Source organism: Pseudomonas sp. JV245A, assembly GCF_032424515.1.
Lineage (GTDB): Bacteria > Pseudomonadota > Gammaproteobacteria > Pseudomonadales > Pseudomonadaceae > Aquipseudomonas > Aquipseudomonas protegens.
Genome location: NZ_VYKE01000016.1, coordinates 1 through 20242 on the forward strand (window position 1 = coordinate 1; position 20242 = coordinate 20242).

Sequence of the window (20242 nt, forward strand, 5' to 3'; positions counted from 1 at the left end):
CCAGGCTCATCCAGCCGGCCAGGTCGTCATTGCCGGCAGGCTGCAACTGATCGGTCGGCAGGGCGGCAATCAGTGCCCAGATGGCTTCGTGGTTTTTGGCTGCTGCATCATCCTTGAGCAAGGGCGCGATAACGATGCGCTCTTTGGCGGCGGCCAATGTCTGGCCGTCGGCTTCCAGTGCGCGAGCATGAACGCTGCCGGTGCGAATCTGTTGAGCTGCCGGCAGTTCGCTCAGGTGTTGCAGGCTTGGATGGCTCAGTGCGGTGAGGGCAGCCTTTGGCTGGTTGCGCACCAGGGCCAGCTCTGCGGACAGGGTGCTGGCGAAGATTTGCTGGGCAGGCTTGAGTTGATCCAGCGGCACTTGCTGCAGGATTTGTCCGGCGCGTCCGGCATTGCCTTGACGATACGCCAGGTCGGCGGCGCTCAGGCGCAGCAGGGCTGCTTTTTCCGGAGTTTTGCTGGTGGCGGCCTGTTCGAGCAGTTGCTCGATACTGGCATCCGGTGTCCGTGGAAGTTCGCCAAGGCTGGAAGAGGGCGAGCTGGCGCAAGCCACCAGAAGGGTAGCCAGGCAGAGGGCAAGAAACAGCCGCAGGCAAGCGATCATGTAAGTGTTCCTGATACTCGATCAAATGAGCGTGGAATTGTACCCAAGCGCTGGCTGGGGTGCGATGTTACTGGCGATAAACCGTCGATTTAGCTCAAGCAAATGTTGCTTGGCTGCCTGAAAGGTCGCGGCACAGCGCCATACCGGCTGATCGCAAGGCGTATTGAGAATGCTTCAACGCGCTACAATGGCGCTTTTGCCGATCAAGAGGTGTGCGCTTTGACTGCTCCAGGTCCTTTGAATTCCGCTGCTGGCTCGCTTTATGTGGTGGCGACGCCCATCGGCAACCTGGACGATATCAGCGCCCGGGCCTTGAAGCTGTTGCGCGAGGTGTCGTTGATCGCTGCCGAAGATACCCGGCATTCCCAGCGCCTGATGCAGCACTTTGGTATTTCCACGCCCCTGGCTGCCTGCCATGAGCACAACGAGCGTGATGAGGGCAGTCGCTTCATTACTCGTCTGCTGGCTGGGGATAATGTCGCCTTGATCTCCGATGCGGGCACGCCGCTGATTTCCGATCCCGGCTACCACCTGGTGCGCCAGGCGCGGGCGGCGGGTATCAATGTGGTTCCAGTACCGGGGGCTTGTGCTCTGATCGCGGCGTTGTCGGCGGCGGGCTTGCCTTCAGACCGGTTCATCTTCGAAGGCTTTCTGCCGGCCAAGGCGGTCGGGCGCAGGGCGCGGCTGGAAGCGGTCAAGGAAGAGCCGCGTACGCTGATTTTCTATGAGGCGCCGCATCGCATACTTGAATGCCTGCAGGATATGGAGTCGGTATTCGGTGGTGAGCGGCCGGCATTGCTGGCGCGTGAATTGACCAAGACCTTCGAGACCCTGAAGGGGCTGCCACTTTCCGAGCTGCGCCAGTTCGTCGAGTCCGACAGCAATCAGCAGCGTGGGGAGTGCGTGGTGCTGGTCGCGGGGTGGACAGCGCCGGAAAGTGATGAGGCGATCAGTAGTGAGTCGATGCGTATCCTCGACCTGTTGCTCAAGGAAATGCCGCTGAAGCGGGCTGCTGCTTTGGCTGCGGAAATCACCGGCGAGCGCAAGAATGTGCTGTATCAGGTGGCCCTGGATAAACAGAAAGAACAATAAATTGCGTAGCAGGGTGGCCAAAGGCTTTTAGCGCTTGTTCTTCGTTCGCTCTGCCGTTAACCTGCGCGGCGGAGAGTCGATTGGACAGTCGCTGCCCTCTATGAAAATTAGAGGGGGGAGGAAAGTCCGGGCTCCATAGGGCGGAGTGCCAGGTAATGCCTGGGGGGCGTGAGCCTACGGAAAGTGCCACAGAAAATAACCGCCTAAGCACTTCGGTGCCGGTAAGGGTGAAAAGGTGCGGTAAGAGCGCACCGCACGTCTGGTAACAGTTCGTGGCTAGGTAAACCCCACTCGGAGCAAGACCAAATAGGGTTCCAAGGCGTGGCCCGCGCTGGAACCGGGTAGGTTGCTAAAGATGTCCAGTGATGGCCATCGTAGAGGAATGACTGTCCTCGACAGAACCCGGCTTACAGATCGACTCTCCACCTTTTCCCTCCCTGCTTGAATCAATAGCAGAAGCGTTTTTGTAATACCGAAAAAATCTTACTCTTAATAAATTACTTTAACTTCGCGCTGCAGCTTATTGAGCTGTCGGAAGTTGATGCTCTGAAACACCCTTCGAATTCCCGTTACCTCTCCTTTAAGTCTCCTAAATCTCCGTTCTATAAGGCTTTTCCGTCGCCGCGCGCCTTGACGGTGGTGTGGGCGCATTCCTATAGTGTGCGCAAGTGGCGGAAAGTGGCATGAAGTGGGTTTTTTGAGCGCAAAACGCTAAAATTTGGAGAAACGCTGACGTGTTTCGCGGAGCTAACGCTATCAGTCTCGATGCAAAAGGCCGTCTCGCCATGCCGAGCCGGTATCGTGACGAGCTCGTTTCGCGAAGTTCCGGGCAGTTAATCGTCACCATCGATGCCGTTGATCCCTGTTTGTGTGTTTACCCCCTCGATGAGTGGGAGCTGATTGAAACCAAACTGCGCGCACTGCCTTCTCTTCGTGAAGAGAACCGTCGTTTGCAGCGTTTGCTGATTGGTAACGCCGTCGACCTTGAACTCGATGGCAGTGGTCGTTTTCTGGTGCCTCCGCGCCTGCGTGAATATGCCAAGTTGGATAAGCGCGCAATGCTGGTGGGCCAACTGAACAAGTTCCAATTGTGGGACGAGGATGCCTGGAATGCTGTTTCCGCAGCGGACCTGGCAGCTATTCAACAACCGGGCGCCATGCCTGATGAACTGCGTGATTTGATCCTGTGACTATTGATAGCGGCTTTAACCACATCACCGTACTGCTTGACGAAGCCGTCGAGGCTCTCGCCGTACGTCCTGATGGCTGCTATCTGGATGGCACCTTCGGGCGTGGCGGGCATAGCCGGCTGATTCTCAGCAAGCTCGGGCCCCAGGGGCGCCTCCTCGGATTCGACAAGGATCCCCAGGCGATTGCCACCGGGCAAGCGCTAGCGGCCGAAGACGGCCGCTTTGTCGTTGTACAGCGCAGTTTCGCCGAGCTCGGTTCGGAAGTTGCCGAACGCGGCCTGGCGGGCAAGGTCAGCGGTGTCCTGCTGGATCTGGGGGTGTCTTCGCCGCAGCTGGACGACCCTGAACGCGGCTTCAGTTTTCTCAATGACGGCCCGCTGGATATGCGCATGGACCCGACTCGCGGCATCAGTGCTGCGCAGTTCATCGCCACCGCTCCGGTAGAGGAAATTGCCCGGGTATTCAAGGAGTACGGCGAGGAGCGTTTCTCCGGTCGCATGGCGCGAGCCGTGGTCGAGCGCCGCGAGATCCAGCCGTTCGAGCGTACCGCCGATCTGGCTGAAGTGTTGAAAGTCGCCAACCCGGCTTGGGAGAAGGGCAAGAACCCGGCTACCCGTGCTTTCCAGGGGCTGCGCATTCACGTCAACAATGAACTGGGTGATCTCGAGGCTGGCCTTGAAGCTGCACTGGAGTCCCTGGAAGTGGGTGGTCGCCTGGTGGTGATCAGCTTCCACTCCCTGGAAGACCGCATCGTCAAATTGTTCATGCGTCGTCTGGTCAAGGGCGAATCGGACAACCTGCCGCGCAATCTGCCGGTACGTTTCGAAGCCTTTGTGCCGAAAATCAAGATCCACGGCAAAGCGCAGTTCGCCTCCGAGGCAGAGCTCAAGGCCAACCCGCGTGCCCGCAGTGCCGTCATGCGCGTCGCGGAGAAGCTTCGGTGAGCAAGCTTTTCGCCAAGCCACTTCCGGGCGGAAGCTTTTTCATGTTCCTGCTATTCGTCGGCGTTCTGGTTTCCGCGATTGCGGTGTCCTACAGCGCCCACTGGAACCGTCAGTTGCTTAATACGCTGTACGGCGAGTTGAGCGTGCGTGACAAAGCCCAGGCCGAATGGGGCCGTCTTATTCTTGAGCAAAGCACCTGGACTGCTCACAGCCGCATTGAAGTGCTGGCCACCGAACAGTTGAAAATGCACATTCCCGGCGCGGCCGAAGTCCGCATGGTGGCGCCATGAAGCTCGAAGGCGCGCTCTATCCATGGCGTTTCCGTGTAGTGCTGGGTTTGCTGGCGGTCATGGTGTCGGCGATTGCCTGGCGCATCATCGACCTGCAAGTGGTCGACCGTGACTTCCTCAAGGGGCAGGGCGATGCACGCAGTGTCCGGCACATTCCGATTCCCGCGCACCGCGGTCTGATCACCGATCGCAATGGCGAGCCTCTGGCCGTCAGTACGCCCGTGACCACCCTCTGGGCCAATGCCAAGGAAATGCAGCTGGCCAAGGATCGCTGGCCGGCGCTGGCCATGGCACTTGGCCAAGACCCGAAAGCCCTGGCCGAGCGGCTTGAAGCCCAGGCCAATAAAGAGTTCATCTATCTGGTCCGAGGCCTGACGCCTGAACAGGGCCAGGCCGTATTGGATCTGAAGGTCCCCGGTGTCTATGGCATCGAGGAATTCCGACGCTTCTATCCAGCCGGCGAAGTAACCGCGCACATGGTGGGTTTCACCGATATCGACGACCGCGGTCGCGAAGGGGTGGAACTGGCCTACGACGAATGGCTCGCAGGGGTTCCGGGCAAGCGCCAGGTGATCAAGGACCGGCGCGGCAGGCTGATCAAGGACGTCCAGGTCACCAAGAACGCCAAGGCCGGCAAGCCCTTGGCGTTGTCGATTGACCTGCGCCTGCAATACCTGGCCAACCGCGAGCTGCGCAACGCCATCGTCGAGAACGGTGCCAAGGCTGGCAGCCTGGTGATCATGGACGTGAAGACCGGCGAGATCCTGGCCATGGTCAACCAGCCGACCTACAACCCGAACAACCGGCGCAACCTGCAGCCGGCGATGATGCGCAACCGCGCGATGATCGACGTGTTCGAGCCTGGCTCGACCATGAAAGCGATCTCCATGAGTGCCGCACTGGAAACCGGACGCTGGAAGCCCAGCGATACCGTCGAGGTCTACCCGGGCACCCTGCAGTTGGGCAAATACACCATCCGTGACGTTTCCAAGACCGAAGGTCCGGTACTCGACCTGACCGGCATCCTGATCAACTCCAGTAACGTCGGCATGAGTAAGGTGGCCTTCGATATCGGCGGCGAAACCATTTTCCGCCTGGCACAGAAAATCGGTCTGGGCCAGGACACGGGGCTCGGCTTCCCTGGTGAACGGGTCGGCAACCTGCCGAACTACCGCGAATGGCGCAAGGCGGAAACCGCGACCCTGTCCTATGGCTACGGCCTGTCGGTGACCGCGATCCAGCTGGTGCACGCCTTTTCCGCATTGGCCAACAACGGCCGTATTGCGCCGCTGACACTGATCAAGTCCGACAAGACTCCGCAGACCACCCAGGTGATTCCGGAAAATGTCGCCAAGACCATGCAGGGCATGCTGCAGCAAGTGATCGAGGCCCCGCGCGGAGTATTCCGTGCACAGGTTCCGGCCTATCACGTGGCCGGCAAGAGTGGTACCGCGCGCAAGACCTCGGTGGGTACCAAGGGCTACGCCGAGAACTCCTACCGCTCGCTGTTCGCCGGCTTCGGTCCGATGAGTGATCCACGCTACGCCATCGTGGTGGTGATCGACGAACCGAGCAAAGCCGGTTACTTCGGTGGCCTGGTATCGGCGCCGGTTTTCAGCAAAGTGATGTCCGGCACCCTGCGCCTGATGAACATCACCCCGGACAACCTGCCGACCACGCAGCAGGCCAACGCCGCATCCGGCACCCCTGTACGAGCCAATGGAGGGCGCGGCTGATGTCTCTTAGCCTGAACAAGATTTTCGCCCACGCCGGTCGCGATCTGCTGATTCGTGAGTTGACCCTGGACAGCCGTAACGTGCGGGCCGGGGACCTGTTTCTTGCAGTGCCCGGCGCCAAGTTCGATGGGCGTGCGCACATTGCCGATGCCCTGCAGCGCGGCGCTGCAGCGGTGGCTTATGAAGTGGAAGGGGCAACTGTGTTGCCGCTGACCGATGTACCGCTGATTCCGGTCAAGGGCCTGGCGGCGCAGCTGTCGGACATAGCCGGGCGCTTCTATGGTGACCCGAGCCGCCAGTTGAACCTGGTGGGCGTGACCGGCACCAACGGCAAGACCAGCGTTACCCAACTGGTGGCTCAGGCCCTGGATCTGCTCGGCCAGCGTTGTGGCCTGGTGGGTACCCTGGGGACCGGGTTTCATGGCGCGCTGCAAAGCGGGATGCACACCACGCCGAACCCGATTGCCGTGCAGGCCACCCTGGCGGACCTGAAGAATGCAGGAGCCAAGGCGGTGGCCATGGAGGTCTCGTCCCATGGCCTGGATCAGGGGCGCGTGGCGGCACTGGCTTTCGATGTGGCGGTGCTGACCAACCTGTCCCGTGACCATCTGGATTACCACGGGACCATGGAAGCCTATGGCGCAGCCAAGGCCAAGCTCTTTGCCTGGAACGACCTGCGTTGCCGGGTGATCAACCTCGACGACGATTTTGGCCGGCAACTGGCGGCGGACAAACATGAGTCACGACTGATCACTTACAGCCTCGAAGACACCGCTGCCTATCTGTACTGCCGCGAAGCGCGTTTTGACGATGATGGCGTGCGCGCGACCCTGGTGACCCCGCAGGGTGAGCACCACCTGCGCAGTTGCCTGCTCGGGCGCTTCAACCTGAGCAACGTGCTGGCTGCGGTAGGTGCGTTGCTGGGTCTTGAGTACGCGCTGGACGAAATTCTTGCGGCCCTGCCCAAGCTTGAAGGCCCCGCCGGACGCATGCAGCGCCTGGGTGGTGGTACTCAGCCGCTGGTGGTGGTGGATTACGCCCACACCCCGGATGCCCTGGAAAAAGTCTTGCTGGCCCTGCGTCCGCATGCCAAGGGCCGCCTGCTGTGCCTGTTCGGTTGTGGCGGCGACCGGGACCGCGGCAAGCGTCCGTTGATGGCTGAGGTGGTCGAGCGTCTGGCCGACGGCGTGCTGGTGACTGATGACAACCCGCGCAGCGAAGAGCCGGCCCAAATCTTCGACGATATTCGTGCCGGCTTCAGCGCGGCAGAAAAGGTGGAATTCGTAGCCGGTCGCGGGTTGGCCATTGCTCGCCTGATCGCTTCCGCGTCGGCCGATGACGTGGTGGTGCTGGCCGGTAAAGGCCATGAGGATTACCAGGAAATAAACGGCCAGCGACATGACTTTTCTGATCTCGCCGAGGCGGACAAAGCCTTGACCGCGTGGGAGGTGGGCCATGCTTAAAGCCCTGCAACTCAGTGAGGTCTCGGCTCCATTGGACGCCCGCCTGATCGCGGGCGATGCTCGTTTTAGCGGCGTCAGTATCGATAGCCGGGCGATTCAGGCCGGCCAACTGTTTATTGCTCTGACCGGCCCACGTTTTGACGGCCACGATTACTTGAATGAAGTGGCGGCCAAGGGCGCCGTGGCGGCGTTGGTTGAACGTGAGGTTCCCGACAGCACGCTGCCGCAACTGCTGGTCAAGGACACTCGCCTGGCGCTGGGGCAGTTGGGTGCGCTCAATCGCGCCGCGTTCAGCCGCCCGGTCGCTGCGGTAACCGGCTCCAGCGGCAAGACCACGGTCAAGGAAATGCTCGCCAGCATCCTGCGCACCCGTGGTCCGGTACACGCCACTCGGGGCAACCTGAACAATGACCTGGGTGCGCCCCTGACCCTGCTGGAACTGGCCCCGGAACACACAGCCGCAGTGATAGAGCTGGGCGCTTCGCGCATCGGCGAGATTGCCTACACCGTGGCCATGACTCGCCCCCACGTAGCGATCATCAATAACGCCGGTACCGCTCACGTCGGTGAGTTTGGCGGGCCGGAGAAGATTGTCGAGGCCAAGGGGGAAATCCTGGAGGGCCTCGATAGCGCCGGGATCGCCGTGCTCAACCTGGACGACAAGGCTTTCCCTATCTGGAAGGCCCGTGCTGCCGGCCGTCAGGTGCTGAGCTTCGCCCTGACTGACAGCTCTGCCGATTTCTTTGCCTCCGATATCGGTCGCGATGCCCGTGGCTGCCCATCCTTCAAGTTGCACAGCCCCAAGGGTGTGGAGGCGGTGCAATTGAACCTGCTGGGCACCCATAACGTTGCCAATGCCCTGGCTGCGGCAGCCGCGGCCCACGCCATGGGCGTCTCGCTGTTCGGCATCGTCACCGGCCTGAATGCGGTGCAGCCGGTCAAGGGGCGTACCGTCGCCCAACTGGCCAAGAACGGCATGCGGGTCATTGATGACACTTACAACGCAAACCCCACCTCAATGTGCGCCGCCGTTGATATACTCGCCGGCTTTTCCGGCCGCACCGTCCTGGTGCTCGGAGACATCGGCGAGTTGGGCGAGTGGGCGGAGCAGGGGCACCGCGAAGTAGGTGCATATGCCGCTGGCAAGGTTTCGGCCCTCTACGCCGTAGGCCCGATGATGGCTCATGCCGTTGCCGCCTTCGGCGAGCACGCGCGCCACTTCGCCAGCCAGGCTGACCTGATTGCCGCCCTGGGCGTCGAGCGAGACCCAAATACCACCATTTTGATCAAAGGATCGCGCAGCGCGGTGATGGAAAACATCGTCGCGGCTTTGTGCGGCTCCAGTACGGAGAAACATTGATGCTGCTGCTGCTAGCGGAGTACCTGCAACAGTTCTACAAAGGCTTCGCGGTCTTTCAGTACCTGACCCTGCGCGGGATCCTCGGGGTACTGACTGCGCTGTCTTTGGCGCTGTGCCTGGGGCCGTGGATGATCCGTACTCTGCAGAACCGCCAGATCGGCCAGTCCGTGCGTAACGATGGTCCGCAATCTCACCTGTCCAAATCGGGCACACCGACCATGGGCGGCGCGCTGATTCTCTCGGCCATCGGTATCAGCACCCTGCTGTGGGCCGACCTGCGCAACCACTATGTGTGGGTCGTGTTGCTGGTGACCCTGGCCTTTGGCGCCATCGGCTGGGTCGACGACTATCGCAAGGTGATCGAGAAGAATTCCCGTGGCCTGCCCAGCCGCTGGAAGTATTTCTGGCAATCGGTGTTCGGCCTGGGCGCGGCGATCTTCCTTTATATGACTGCCCAGAGTCCGGTGGAAACCACTCTGCTGATTCCGATGCTCAAGGACGTGAGCATTCCCCTTGGCATCGGCTTCGTGGTCCTGACCTATTTCGTCATCGTCGGTTCGAGCAACGCGGTCAACCTGACCGATGGCCTCGATGGCCTGGCGATCATGCCGACGGTGATGGTGGGCGGTGCGCTGGGGATCTTCTGCTACCTGTCGGGTAACGTGAAGTTCGCCGAATACCTGCTGATTCCCTATGTCCCCGGGGCGGGAGAGCTGATTGTCTTCTGTGGTGCGCTGATTGGCGCGGGCCTGGGCTTCTTGTGGTTCAACACTTACCCGGCGCAGGTGTTCATGGGTGATGTTGGCGCCCTGGCGCTGGGCGCGGCCCTGGGCACTATCGCGGTCATCGTCCGTCAGGAAATCGTTCTGTTCATCATGGGCGGCGTGTTCGTGATGGAAACCCTGTCCGTGGTGATCCAGGTTGCCTCCTTCAAGTTGACCGGCCGCCGTGTGTTTCGCATGGCGCCGATTCACCACCATTTTGAACTCAAGGGCTGGCCCGAGCCGCGCGTGATCGTCCGTTTCTGGATCATCACCGTGATTCTGGTGCTGATCGGCCTTGCCACCCTGAAGCTGAGGTAGAACGAGTGTCTCTGATCGCTTCTGACCACTTCCGCATCGTTGTCGGCCTCGGCAAGAGCGGCATGTCCCTGGTTCGCTTCCTGGCGAGCCGGGGCGTTGCCTTTGCGGTGGCCGATACGCGGGAAAATCCACCTGAGCTGGCCACGCTGCGGCGTGACTACCCGCAGGTGGAGGTGCGTTGTGGCGAGCTGGACGTGGACTTCCTGTGCCGTGCCGACGAGCTCTACGTGAGCCCCGGCCTGGCCCTGGCGACCCCGGCCCTGCAGGCTGCTGCAGCCCGTGGGGTGAAATTGTCCGGTGATATCGAGCTGTTCGCGCGTAACGCAAAGGCACCGATCGTGGCAATCAGTGGTTCCAACGCCAAGAGCACCGTGACCACCCTGGTGGGCGAGATGGCAGCGGCGGCGGGCAAGCGCGTGGCGGTCGGCGGCAACCTCGGGACCCCGGCCCTGGACCTGCTCAGCGATGACGTCGAGCTGTACGTGATGGAACTGTCCAGCTTCCAGCTGGAGACCACCGACCAGTTGGGCGCCGAAGTGGCCACCGTGCTCAACATCAGCGAAGACCACATGGACCGTTACAGCGGCCTGCCGGCCTACCACCTGGCCAAGCACCGGATCTTCCGTGGCGCCCGGCAGGTGGTGTTCAACCGCCAGGACGCTCTGACCCGGCCATTGATCGGTGAAGGCCTGCCATGCTGGACCTTCGGCCTGAGCAAGCCTGATTTCAAGGCCTTCGGCCTGCGCGAAGAGGACGGCGAGAAGTACCTGGCCTTCGAGTTCCAGAACCTGATGCCCGTGCGCGAGCTGAAGATCCGCGGCGCCCATAACCAGTCCAACGCCCTGGCAGCCTTGGCCCTGGGTCATGCAGTGGGCTTGCCGTTCGACGCCATGCTCGCGGCGCTGCGCACTTTCGCCGGCCTCGAGCATCGCTGCCAGTGGGTTCGCGACCTGGATGGCGTGGCGTACTACAACGACTCCAAGGCCACCAACGTGGGCGCCGCCCTGGCGGCCATCGAAGGCCTTGGCGCCGACATCGAAGGCAAGATCGTGCTGATCGCCGGTGGTGACGGCAAGGGCGCCGACTTCAAGGATCTGCGCGGCCCGGTGGCGGCTAATTGCCGCGCGGTGATCCTGATGGGGCGCGACTCCGATCAGATCGGCGAAGCCATCGGTGACGCCGTGCCGCTGATTCGTGTCGGCTCGCTGCAGGAAGCCGTGGAGCAATGCCGCGTCACTGCCCAGCCCGGTGATGTGGTGCTGCTGTCGCCGGCCTGCGCCAGTTTCGACATGTTCAAGAACTACGAAGACCGTGGCCACCAGTTCGTCCGCGTTGTGGAGGAACTGGCATGAACCTGAGAAACATCATCAAGCCCTATCCATCGCCGATCATCACCGGTCGGGGCATCGACCTCGATTTCCCGATGCTCGCCGGTTGCCTGACCCTGCTCGGCCTGGGCCTGGTCATGATTGCCTCGGCCTCCACTGAAGTGGCGGCGGCGCAGTCGGGCAGCGCCCTGTACTACATGATTCGCCACCTGATCTACATCCTGCTGGGCCTGGGGGCCTGCATCGTAACCATGATGATCCCGATCGCCACCTGGCAGCGCCTGGGCTGGTTGATGCTGATCGGTGCCTTTGGCCTGCTGGTGATGGTGATCATTCCGGGGATCGGCCGGGAAGTGAACGGTTCGATGCGCTGGATCGGCTTCAGCTTTTTCAACGTCCAGCCTTCCGAGATCGCCAAGGTGTTCGTGGTGATCTACCTCGCCGGTTACCTGGTGCGGCGCCAGAAAGAAGTGCGCGAGAGCTGGATGGGCTTCTTCAAGCCGTTCATCGTGCTGCTGCCCATGGCTGGCCTGCTGCTGATGGAGCCGGACTTCGGCGCCACTGTCGTAATGATGGGCGCCGCTGCGGCCATGCTGTTCCTGGGAGGGGTCGGGCTGTTCCGGTTTTCCCTGATGGTGGTGCTGGCGGTTGCCGCGGTGGTGCTGCTGATCCAGATGCAACCCTATCGTATGGCTCGTCTGACCAACTTCGCCGACCCCTGGGCCGACCAGTTCGGTGCCGGCTACCAGCTGTCCCAGGCGTTGATCGCCTTTGGTCGCGGCGAGTGGCTGGGCGTCGGCCTGGGCAACAGCGTGCAGAAACAGTTCTACCTGCCGGAGGCCCACACAGACTTCGTGTTCTCGGTACTGGCTGAAGAGCTGGGCGCCGTCGGTTCGCTGTGCACGGTGGCGCTGTTCGTCTTTGTCTGTATCCGCGGCATGTACATCGGCCTGTGGGCGGAAAAGGCCAAGCAGTTCTTTGCCGCCTATGTCGCCTACGGACTGTCGTTTCTGTGGATTGGTCAATTCCTGATCAACATCGGGGTGAACGTCGGCCTGTTGCCGACCAAGGGCCTGACCTTGCCTTTCCTCAGTTATGGCGGCAGCTCGCTGGTGATCTGCTGCGCCTGTCTGGGGTTGTTGCTGCGTATCGAATGGGAGAGCAGGACCCACCTGGGCAGTGAAGAGATGGAGTTCAGTGAAAGTGACTTTGCCGAGGAGCCGAGCCATGGGCGCTAATGTCCTGATCATGGCCGGCGGCACCGGAGGCCACGTGTTCCCGGCACTGGCCTGCGCCCGCGAGTTCCAGGCCCGTGGCTACACCGTGCACTGGCTAGGCACCCCACGTGGCATCGAAAACGATCTGGTGCCTGCGGCCGGGTTGCCGTTGCACCTGATCAACGTCAGCGGTTTGCGGGGCAAGGGCAAGCTGTCCCTGCTCAAGGCGCCGTTCGTGTTGATCAAGGCCGTGCTCCAGGCGTGGCGGGTCATTCGCCAGTTGAAGCCGGTCTGTGTCCTGGGTTTTGGCGGTTATGTGACCGGCCCTGGTGGAGTTGCCGCGAAGTTGTCCGGGGTGCCGGTCATCGTTCACGAACAGAACGCCGTGGCCGGTACCGCCAATCGGCTGCTGGTGCCGTTGGCTGCCCGAGTCTGCGAAGCTTTCCCGGACACCTTCGGTGCCTCGCAAAGCCGGCGCACCACGGGCAACCCGGTACGCACCGAACTGTTCCTCGAAACACCGCGCGAGGCCCTGGCCGGACGCAAGGCGCGTTTGCTGATCCTGGGCGGAAGCCTGGGCGCAGAGCCGTTGAACAAGCTGTTGCCGGAAGCCTTGGCACAGGTCGCCCCCGAGCTGCGCCCGGAGGTGTTCCACCAGGCCGGCAAAAACCACGATGAAGTCACTGCAGAGCGCTATCGCGCCGCCGGCGTCGAGGCGCAGGTGCAGCCCTTTATCAAAGACATGGCCCAAGCCTATGGCTGGGCCGACCTGGTGGTCTGTCGCGCAGGCGCGTTGACCGTCAGCGAACTGGCTGCCGCCGGTCTGCCCTCGATGCTGGTGCCTTTGCCCCACGCGATCGACGACCACCAGACCCGCAATGCCGAATATTTGGCTCGTGAAGGTGCTGCCTTCCTGATGCCGCAAAGAACGACTGGTGCTGCGGACCTTGCCGCTCGCCTGACAGAGGTTTTGATGCAACCAGAACGACTCGACAACATGGCCCAGGCCGCCCGCCGCCTGGCCAAGCCCGGCGCCACCCACGACGTAGTGAATATCTGCCTGGAGGTGGCCCATGGTTGAGAATCAGAAAGCCATGCCGCAGCCGGAAATGCGCCGCATCCGCCGCATCCACTTCGTCGGTATCGGCGGCGTGGGCATGTGCGGGATTGCTGAAGTGCTGCTGAACCTGGGCTACCAGGTTTCCGGTTCCGACCTCAAGGCATCGCCGGTTACCGAGCGCCTGGAGTCCTTTGGCGCACAGATTTTCATCGGCCACCGCGCCGAGAACGCTGCCAATGCCGATGTGCTGGTGGTTTCCAGCGCCGTGAACACCTCCAACCCGGAAGTTGCCACCGCTCTGGAACGGCGTATTCCAGTGGTGCCGCGGGCGGAAATGCTCGCCGAACTGATGCGCTACCGTCACGGCGTGGCCGTGGCCGGCACCCACGGCAAGACCACCACCACCAGCCTGCTGGCCTCGGTATTCGCCGCTGGCGGCCTGGACCCGACGTTCGTCATCGGCGGGCGGCTGAATGCAGCGGGCACCAATGCACAACTGGGCACCAGCCGTTACCTGATTGCCGAAGCCGACGAAAGCGATGCCAGCTTCCTGCACCTGCAACCGCTGGTGGCTGTGGTCACCAACATCGACGCCGACCATATGGCGACCTACGACGGTGACTTCAACAAACTGAAGAAAACCTTTGTCGACTTCCTGCACAACCTGCCGTTCTACGGGCTGGCAGTGATGTGCCTGGACGATCCGGTGGTGCGCGAGATCCTGCCGCAGGTCAAGCGTCCGACCGTGACCTACGGCTTCAGCGAAGAAGCCGACGTGCGCGCCATCAATGTACGCCAGCAAGGCATGCAGACCTTCTTCACCGTACTGCGTCGCGACCGCGAGCCGCTGGACGTGTCGGTGAACATGCCGGGCAACCACAACGTGCTGAACTCCCTGGCGACCATCTGCATCGCCACCGACGAAGGCATCAGCGATGAAGCCATTGTCCAGGGCCTGTCGGGCTTCCAGGGTGTGGGCCGACGCTTCCAGGTCTATGGCGAACTGCCAGTGGAAGGGGGCAACGTGATGCTGGTGGACGACTACGGTCACCACCCGACCGAAGTCGCTGCGGTGATCAAGGCCGTGCGCGGTGGCTGGCCGGAACGCCGCCTGGTGATGGTCTACCAGCCGCACCGTTTCAGCCGTACCCGCGACCTGTACGACGACTTCGTGCAGGTACTGGCCGATGCCAACGTATTGCTGCTGATGGAGGTCTACCCGGCCGGCGAAGAGCCGATCCCGGGCGCCGACAGCCGTCAGTTGTGCCACAGCATCCGTCAGCGTGGCCAACTGGACCCGATCTACATCGAGCGTGGGGTCGACCTGGCACCGCTGGTCAAGCCGTTGCTGCGCGCCGGTGACATCCTGCTGTGTCAGGGTGCCGGTGACATCGGTGGCCTGGCGCCAAAACTGCTCGGCAGCCCGCTGTTCGCCGGTGCTGTAGCCGCTGGCAAGGGGGCGAAATGACCGCTGCCTACGCCAACCTGTTCTCTACCGTGAAACCGAGCGATTTCGGTCGCGTCGCCGTTCTTTACGGTGGCAAGAGCGCCGAACGCGAAGTGTCGCTCAAGTCCGGCAAGGCCGTGCTTGAAGCGCTGCAGAGCGGCGGTGTGAACGCCTTCGGCATCGACGTCGGCGATGATCTGCTGCAACGTCTCTTGAGCGAGAAGATCGATCGTGCCTTCATCATTCTCCACGGTCGTGGCGGTGAAGACGGCAGCATGCAAGGGCTGCTGGAGTGCCTGGGGATTCCTTACACCGGCAGCGGCATCCTCGCTTCGGCCCTGGCCATGGACAAACTGCGTACCAAGCAGGTCTGGCACAGCCTGGGCATTCCGACGCCGCGCCACGCCGTATTGAGCTCCGAGGCCGATTGTATTTCCGCGGTGGCGGAACTGGGCCTGCCTTTGATCGTCAAACCGGCTCATGAAGGCTCCAGTATCGGTATGGCCAAGGTGACTTCCGCGTCCGAATTGATCGACGCATGGAAGGCGGCCAGTACCTACGATTCGCAAGTGTTGGTCGAGCAATGGATCCAGGGTCCGGAGTTCACCATCGCGACCCTGCGTGACCAGGTGCTGCCACCCATCGCCCTGGGCACTCCCCACACATTTTACGACTACGACGCCAAGTACCTGGCTTCCGATACCCAGTACCGGATCCCGTGCGGGCTCGACAGCTCCAAGGAACAGGAACTCATGGAACTCACGGCGAAAGCCTGTGAGGCGCTCGGTATCGCCGGTTGGGCACGTGCCGACGTGATGCAGGACGCCCAGGGGCAGTTCTGGTTCCTGGAAGTGAATACCGCTCCGGGCATGACCGATCACAGTCTGGTTCCGATGGCGGCCCGCGCGGCCGGCCTGGATTTCCAGCAACTGGTATTGGCCATCCTGGCAGCCAGTCTTGAGGCGAGAGGTTAAGTCCATGCAAGGCGCGTCGCTTCGTCATCAGCAACCCGCACCCGGCCGCAAGCCGGTGCCGCGGGGTGCCAGCCGAATGGTGGCCAAAGAGCCGATGTCGGCGCGCCTGCCGAAAGCCAACTTCGGCTTTCTGAAAAGCTTGTTCTGGCCGGTGCTGCTGGTGGCTCTGGGGTTTGGCACCTATGAAGGGGCCCAGCGCCTGCTGCCGTACGCCGACCGCCCGATCACCAAGATCGCGGTGCAGGGGGACTTGAGCTACATCAGCCAGCAGGCGGTGCAGCAGCGGATCGCGCCTTATGTCGCGGCGAGCTTCTTCACCATCGACCTGGCGAGCATGCGCACCGAGCTGGAGCAGATGCCCTGGATCGCCCACGCCGAGGTACGTCGGGTGTGGCCGGACCAAGTGGTGATTCGCCTGGAAGAACAACTGCCGGTGGCCCGCTGGGGCGACGAGGCGCTGTTGAACAACCAGGGCCAGGCCTTCACCCCGCGTGAACTGGCGAACTATGAGCACTTGCCGCAGTTGTTCGGGCCGCAGCGGGCCCAGCAGCAAGTGATGCAGCAGTATCAGGTGTTGAGCCAGATGCTGCGGCCGCTGGGCTTTTCGATCGCCCGTCTGGAGCTGCGCGAGCGCGGCAGCTGGTTCCTGACCACCGGCGCCGGCAGTGCCGGCCCGGGTATCGAACTGCTCCTGGGCCGCGATCACCTGGTGGAGAAGATGCGCCGCTTCATTGCCATTTATGAAAAAACGCTGAAAGAACAGATCACGAACATCGCGCGCATCGATCTGCGCTACGCCAACGGCCTGGCCGTCGGCTGGCGCGATCCGGCGGCACCCACGACGGCGCAACCTGCCGTCGCGAAGAATTAAGAAGAGGCAGGACCATGGCAAATGTGCAAAGCGGCAAAATGATCGTCGGCCTGGATATCGGTACCTCCAAGGTTGTGGCGCTGGTGGGCGAAGTCGCGGCCGATGGCTCGCTGGAAATCGTCGGCATCGGCACCCATCCTTCCCGCGGCCTGAAGAAGGGCGTGGTGGTGAATATCGAATCCACCGTGCAGTCGATCCAGCGTGCGGTGGAAGAGGCGCAACTGATGGCGGGCTGCCGTATCCACTCGGCGTTCGTCGGTGTGGCGGGCAATCACATCCGCAGCCTGAACTCCCACGGCATCGTGGCGATTCGCGACCGTGAAGTCAGCTCGGCGGACCTGGAGCGGGTCCTCGACGCTGCCCAGGCCGTGGCGATCCCGGCTGACCAGCGGGTTCTGCACACCCTGCCGCAGGATTACGTGATCGACAACCAGGAAGGCGTGCGTGAACCCCTGGGCATGTCCGGCGTACGCCTGGAAGCCAAGGTGCACGTGGTCACCTGTGCAGTGAATGCCGCGCAGAATATCGAAAAATGCGTGCGCCGCTGCGGCCTGGAAATCGACGACATCATCCTCGAGCAACTGGCTTCGGCCTACTCGGTGCTCACCGACGACGAGAAAGAGCTGGGCGTGTGCCTGGTGGACATCGGCGGCGGCACCACCGACATGGCGATCTTCACCGAAGGCGCGATCCGCCACACCGCGGTGATTCCGATTGCCGGCGACCAGGTGACCAACGACATCGCCATGGCCCTGCGTACCCCGACCCAGTACGCCGAGGAAATCAAGATCCGTTACGCCTGCGCCCTGGCCAAGCTGGCCGGTGCCGGCGAAACCATCAAGGTGCCAAGCGTTGGCGACCGCCCACCGCGCGAACTGTCGCGCCAGGCCCTGGCCGAGGTGGTCGAACCGCGTTACGACGAACTGTTCACCCTGATCCAGGCCGAACTGCGCCGCAGTGGCTACGAAGACCTGATCCCGGCGGGCATCGTGCTCACTGGCGGCACTTCGAAGATGGAAGGCGCGGTGGAACTGGCCGAGGAAATTTTCCACATGCCGGTTCGCCTGGGCGTACCCCACAGTGTCAAGGGCCTGTCCGACGTGGTGCGCAACCCGATCTATTCCACCGGTGTCGGCTTGCTGCTGTATGGGCTGCAGAAACAGTCCGACGGCATCTCGTTCTCCGGCATCGGCAGCCGCGACAGCTACAGCAGCGACGAGCCCAAGGCGGCACTGCTCGATCGCATCAAGAGCTGGGTACAGGGCAACTTCTAAAGATTTACCGCAACACCGTTTCAAAGCAGTAGGCAGTAGGCGAAAAACTAGAGAAATGAAAGGAGAGGGAAAATGTTCGAACTCGTAGACAACATCCCGCAAAGTCCGGTAATCAAGGTTATCGGTGTTGGCGGTGGCGGCGGCAACGCGGTCAATCACATGGTCAAGAGCAACATCGAAGGCGTCGAGTTCATCTGCGCCAACACTGATGCTCAAGCGCTGAAAAACATCGGCGCGCGGACCATCCTGCAACTGGGTACCGGCGTGACCAAGGGCCTGGGTGCGGGTGCCAATCCGGAAGTCGGCCGTCAAGCCGCCCTGGAAGACCGTGAGCGTATCGCTGAAGTACTGGCGGGCACCAACATGGTGTTCATCACCACCGGCATGGGCGGCGGTACCGGTACCGGTGCGGCGCCGATCATTGCTGAAGTGGCCAAGGAAATGGGCATTCTCACCGTTGCGGTGGTGACCCGTCCGTTCCCGTTCGAAGGCCGCAAGCGCATGCAGATCGCCGATGAGGGCATCCGCGCGCTGAGCGAAAGCGTCGACTCGTTGATCACCATCCCCAACGAGAAACTGCTGACCATCCTCGGCAAGGACGCCAGCCTGCTGTCGGCTTTCGCCAAGGCGGACGACGTGTTGGCCGGTGCCGTTCGCGGTATTTCCGACATCATCAAGCGTCCGGGCATGATCAACGTCGACTTCGCCGACGTACGTACCGTGATGAGCGAAATGGGCATGGCGATGATGGGCACTGGCTGCGCCAGCGGTCCGAACCGTGCACGTGAAGCCACTGAAGCGGCGATCCGCAACCCGCTGCTGGAAGACGTGAACCTGGAAGGCGCACGCGGCATCCTGGTGAACATCACCGCCGGTCCTGACTTGTCCCTGGGCGAGTACTCCGACGTGGGTAGCATCATCGAGGCCTTCGCTTCCGAACACGCCATGGTCAAGGTCGGTACCGTTATCGATCCGGACATGCGTGACGAGCTGCATGTAACCGTAGTGGCCACCGGCCTGGGCGCAAAAATCGAGAAGCCTGTGAAGGTCATCGACAACACCGTCCAGACTTCCATGTCCGCCCAGTCCCAAGCGCCAGCCCCTGCTCGCCAGGAACTGCCGTCGGTGAACTACCGTGACCTGGACCGTCCGACCGTCATGCGCAATCAGGCGCAGTCGAACGCAGCGACCGCGGCGAAGCTGAATCCGCAAGATGATCTGGACTACCTGGACATCCCGGCATTCCTGCGTCGTCAGGCCGATTGATGGAATGCATCAGGGGTATTAGGGTGATTGGTGTTCAGCAAAGGCATGGTCTGCTATTATCGCCAGCCTTTGTTGATACCAGTTCGCAATTTGCGCTGAAGCGGCCCAAGCCATGATTAAACAACGCACCCTGAAGAATATTATCCGTGCCACAGGTGTAGGCCTGCATTCCGGGGAGAAGGTATACCTGACCCTCAAGCCTGCGCCTGTCGACACCGGCATTGTGTTTTGTCGTGCCGACCTGGACCCTGTGGTGCAGATTCCTGCTCGCGCGGAAAATGTTGGCGAAACCACGATGTCGACCACTCTGGTCAACGGTGACGTCAAAGTGGACACGGTGGAGCACTTGCTCTCGGCCATGGCTGGCCTGGGCATCGATAACGCCTACGTCGAGCTCTCCGCGTCTGAAGTCCCGATCATGGATGGCAGTGCCGGACCCTTCGTATTCCTGATTCAATCTGCTGGCCTCGAAGAACAGGACGCAGCTAAAAAGTTCATCCGCATCCTTCGTGAAGTGACCGTGGAAGACGGCGACAAGCGCGCCACTTTCGTGCCTTTCGATGGTTTTAAAGTGAGCTTCGAGATCGATTTCGATCACCCGGTTTTCCGTGACCGCACCCAGAGTGCAAGCGTGGACTTCTCCAGTACTTCGTTTGTAAAAGAAGTCAGCCGCGCCCGTACCTTTGGTTTCATGAGTGATATCGAGTACCTGCGCAAGCACAACCTCGCACTCGGCGGCAGCGTGGAAAACGCAATTGTGGTCGATTCGGATGGCGTACTGAATGAAGACGGTCTTCGCTACGAAGACGAATTCGTCAAGCACAAGATCCTGGATGCAATTGGCGACCTCTACCTGCTGGGCAACAGCCTGATAGGTGAGTTCAAAGGCTTCAAGTCGGGCCATGCACTGAACAACCAGCTACTGCGCAAGTTGATTGAGCAGAAAGATGCCTGGGAAGTCGTGACCTTCGAAGATGCCAGCACTGCACCGATCTCTTACATGCGTCCGGTTGCGGCCGTGTAAGTCACTCTCTCTTTCCTTTT

The 20242-nt window shown here is 61.7% G+C and carries 18 protein-coding genes and 1 other RNA gene; 18 read left to right on the plus strand and 1 reads right to left on the minus strand.

Annotation, left to right across the window (positions count from 1 at the left end; genetic code table 11):
• Positions 1 to 604: penicillin-binding protein activator (locus F6S12_RS07115; RefSeq protein WP_315868803.1), on the minus strand; the 604-nt coding region annotated here is incomplete at its 3' end.
• A 219-nt stretch (positions 605 to 823) separates the two neighbouring features.
• On the opposite strand from F6S12_RS07115, the gene rsmI reads away from it, so the two are divergent.
• From rsmI to lpxC, 18 genes are all read left to right on the plus strand, one after another.
• On the plus strand, positions 824 to 1696 hold the full coding sequence (rsmI, locus tag F6S12_RS07120) for a 16S rRNA (cytidine(1402)-2'-O)-methyltransferase (protein ID WP_019093695.1): 873 nt from the start codon (positions 824 to 826) through the stop codon (positions 1694 to 1696).
• Positions 1697 to 1768: 72 nt separating this feature from the next.
• Positions 1769 to 2122: RNase P RNA component class A (gene rnpB / locus F6S12_RS07125), an RNA gene on the plus strand.
• 308 nt (positions 2123 to 2430) lie between these two features.
• Positions 2431 to 2886 carry a division/cell wall cluster transcriptional repressor MraZ gene (gene mraZ, locus F6S12_RS07130; RefSeq protein WP_011063319.1) on the plus strand — a complete coding sequence of 152 codons (456 nt, stop codon included), beginning with the start codon at positions 2431 to 2433 and terminating at the stop codon, positions 2884 to 2886.
• Positions 2883 to 3830, plus strand: coding sequence for a 16S rRNA (cytosine(1402)-N(4))-methyltransferase RsmH (rsmH, locus tag F6S12_RS07135; protein WP_011063318.1), 948 nt, complete (start codon positions 2883 to 2885; stop codon positions 3828 to 3830). Before mraZ ends, rsmH begins: the two co-directional genes overlap by 4 nt.
• A complete protein-coding gene (ftsL, locus tag F6S12_RS07140; protein WP_011063317.1) occupies positions 3827 to 4120 on the plus strand; it encodes a cell division protein FtsL in 294 nt (97 codons plus the stop codon). Before rsmH ends, ftsL begins: the two co-directional genes overlap by 4 nt.
• The gene (locus tag F6S12_RS07145) at positions 4117 to 5856 is read left to right on the plus strand and encodes a peptidoglycan D,D-transpeptidase FtsI family protein (protein ID WP_047285249.1); all 1740 of its coding nucleotides are present in this window, start codon (positions 4117 to 4119) and stop codon (positions 5854 to 5856) included. The genes ftsL and F6S12_RS07145 overlap by 4 nt, the downstream gene beginning before the upstream one ends.
• Positions 5856 to 7319 carry a UDP-N-acetylmuramoyl-L-alanyl-D-glutamate--2,6-diaminopimelate ligase gene (locus F6S12_RS07150; RefSeq protein ID WP_315868804.1) on the plus strand — a complete coding sequence of 488 codons (1464 nt, stop codon included), beginning with the start codon at positions 5856 to 5858 and terminating at the stop codon, positions 7317 to 7319. The genes F6S12_RS07145 and F6S12_RS07150 overlap by 1 nt, the downstream gene beginning before the upstream one ends.
• Positions 7312 to 8679 (plus strand): UDP-N-acetylmuramoyl-tripeptide--D-alanyl-D-alanine ligase, encoded by a 1368-nt coding sequence (murF, locus tag F6S12_RS07155; protein WP_315868805.1) that lies wholly within the window; start codon positions 7312 to 7314, stop codon positions 8677 to 8679. Before F6S12_RS07150 ends, murF begins: the two co-directional genes overlap by 8 nt.
• Positions 8679 to 9761 carry a phospho-N-acetylmuramoyl-pentapeptide-transferase gene (gene mraY / locus F6S12_RS07160; protein ID WP_011063313.1) on the plus strand — a complete coding sequence of 361 codons (1083 nt, stop codon included), beginning with the start codon at positions 8679 to 8681 and terminating at the stop codon, positions 9759 to 9761. The genes murF and mraY overlap by 1 nt, the downstream gene beginning before the upstream one ends.
• Before the next feature lie 5 nt (positions 9762 to 9766).
• On the plus strand, positions 9767 to 11113 hold the full coding sequence (gene murD, locus F6S12_RS07165) for a UDP-N-acetylmuramoyl-L-alanine--D-glutamate ligase (protein WP_236203320.1): 1347 nt from the start codon (positions 9767 to 9769) through the stop codon (positions 11111 to 11113).
• The gene (gene ftsW / locus F6S12_RS07170; protein WP_011063311.1) at positions 11110 to 12327 is read left to right on the plus strand and encodes a putative lipid II flippase FtsW; all 1218 of its coding nucleotides are present in this window, start codon (positions 11110 to 11112) and stop codon (positions 12325 to 12327) included. Before murD ends, ftsW begins: the two co-directional genes overlap by 4 nt.
• A complete protein-coding gene (gene murG, locus F6S12_RS07175) occupies positions 12317 to 13387 on the plus strand; it encodes an undecaprenyldiphospho-muramoylpentapeptide beta-N-acetylglucosaminyltransferase (protein ID WP_065365214.1) in 1071 nt (356 codons plus the stop codon). The genes ftsW and murG overlap by 11 nt, the downstream gene beginning before the upstream one ends.
• Positions 13380 to 14834 carry a UDP-N-acetylmuramate--L-alanine ligase gene (gene murC / locus F6S12_RS07180; protein WP_011063309.1) on the plus strand — a complete coding sequence of 485 codons (1455 nt, stop codon included), beginning with the start codon at positions 13380 to 13382 and terminating at the stop codon, positions 14832 to 14834. Before murG ends, murC begins: the two co-directional genes overlap by 8 nt.
• On the plus strand, positions 14831 to 15787 hold the full coding sequence (locus tag F6S12_RS07185) for a D-alanine--D-alanine ligase (protein WP_011063308.1): 957 nt from the start codon (positions 14831 to 14833) through the stop codon (positions 15785 to 15787). The genes murC and F6S12_RS07185 overlap by 4 nt, the downstream gene beginning before the upstream one ends.
• A gap of 4 nt (positions 15788 to 15791) precedes the next feature.
• Entirely contained in the window at positions 15792 to 16658 is an 867-nt protein-coding gene (locus F6S12_RS07190) for a cell division protein FtsQ/DivIB (RefSeq protein WP_015636926.1), read from the plus strand.
• Positions 16659 to 16672: 14 nt separating this feature from the next.
• Positions 16673 to 17932, plus strand: coding sequence for a cell division protein FtsA (gene ftsA, locus F6S12_RS07195; RefSeq protein WP_011063306.1), 1260 nt, complete (start codon positions 16673 to 16675; stop codon positions 17930 to 17932).
• 72 nt (positions 17933 to 18004) lie between these two features.
• Positions 18005 to 19198, plus strand: a complete 1194-nt coding sequence (gene ftsZ / locus F6S12_RS07200; protein ID WP_011063305.1) for a cell division protein FtsZ — start codon at positions 18005 to 18007, stop codon at positions 19196 to 19198.
• A gap of 112 nt (positions 19199 to 19310) precedes the next feature.
• Complete coding sequence (gene lpxC, locus F6S12_RS07205) at positions 19311 to 20222, plus strand: UDP-3-O-acyl-N-acetylglucosamine deacetylase (RefSeq protein WP_011063304.1); 912 nt, start codon at positions 19311 to 19313, stop codon at positions 20220 to 20222.
• Positions 20223 to 20242 lie beyond the last annotated feature (20 nt).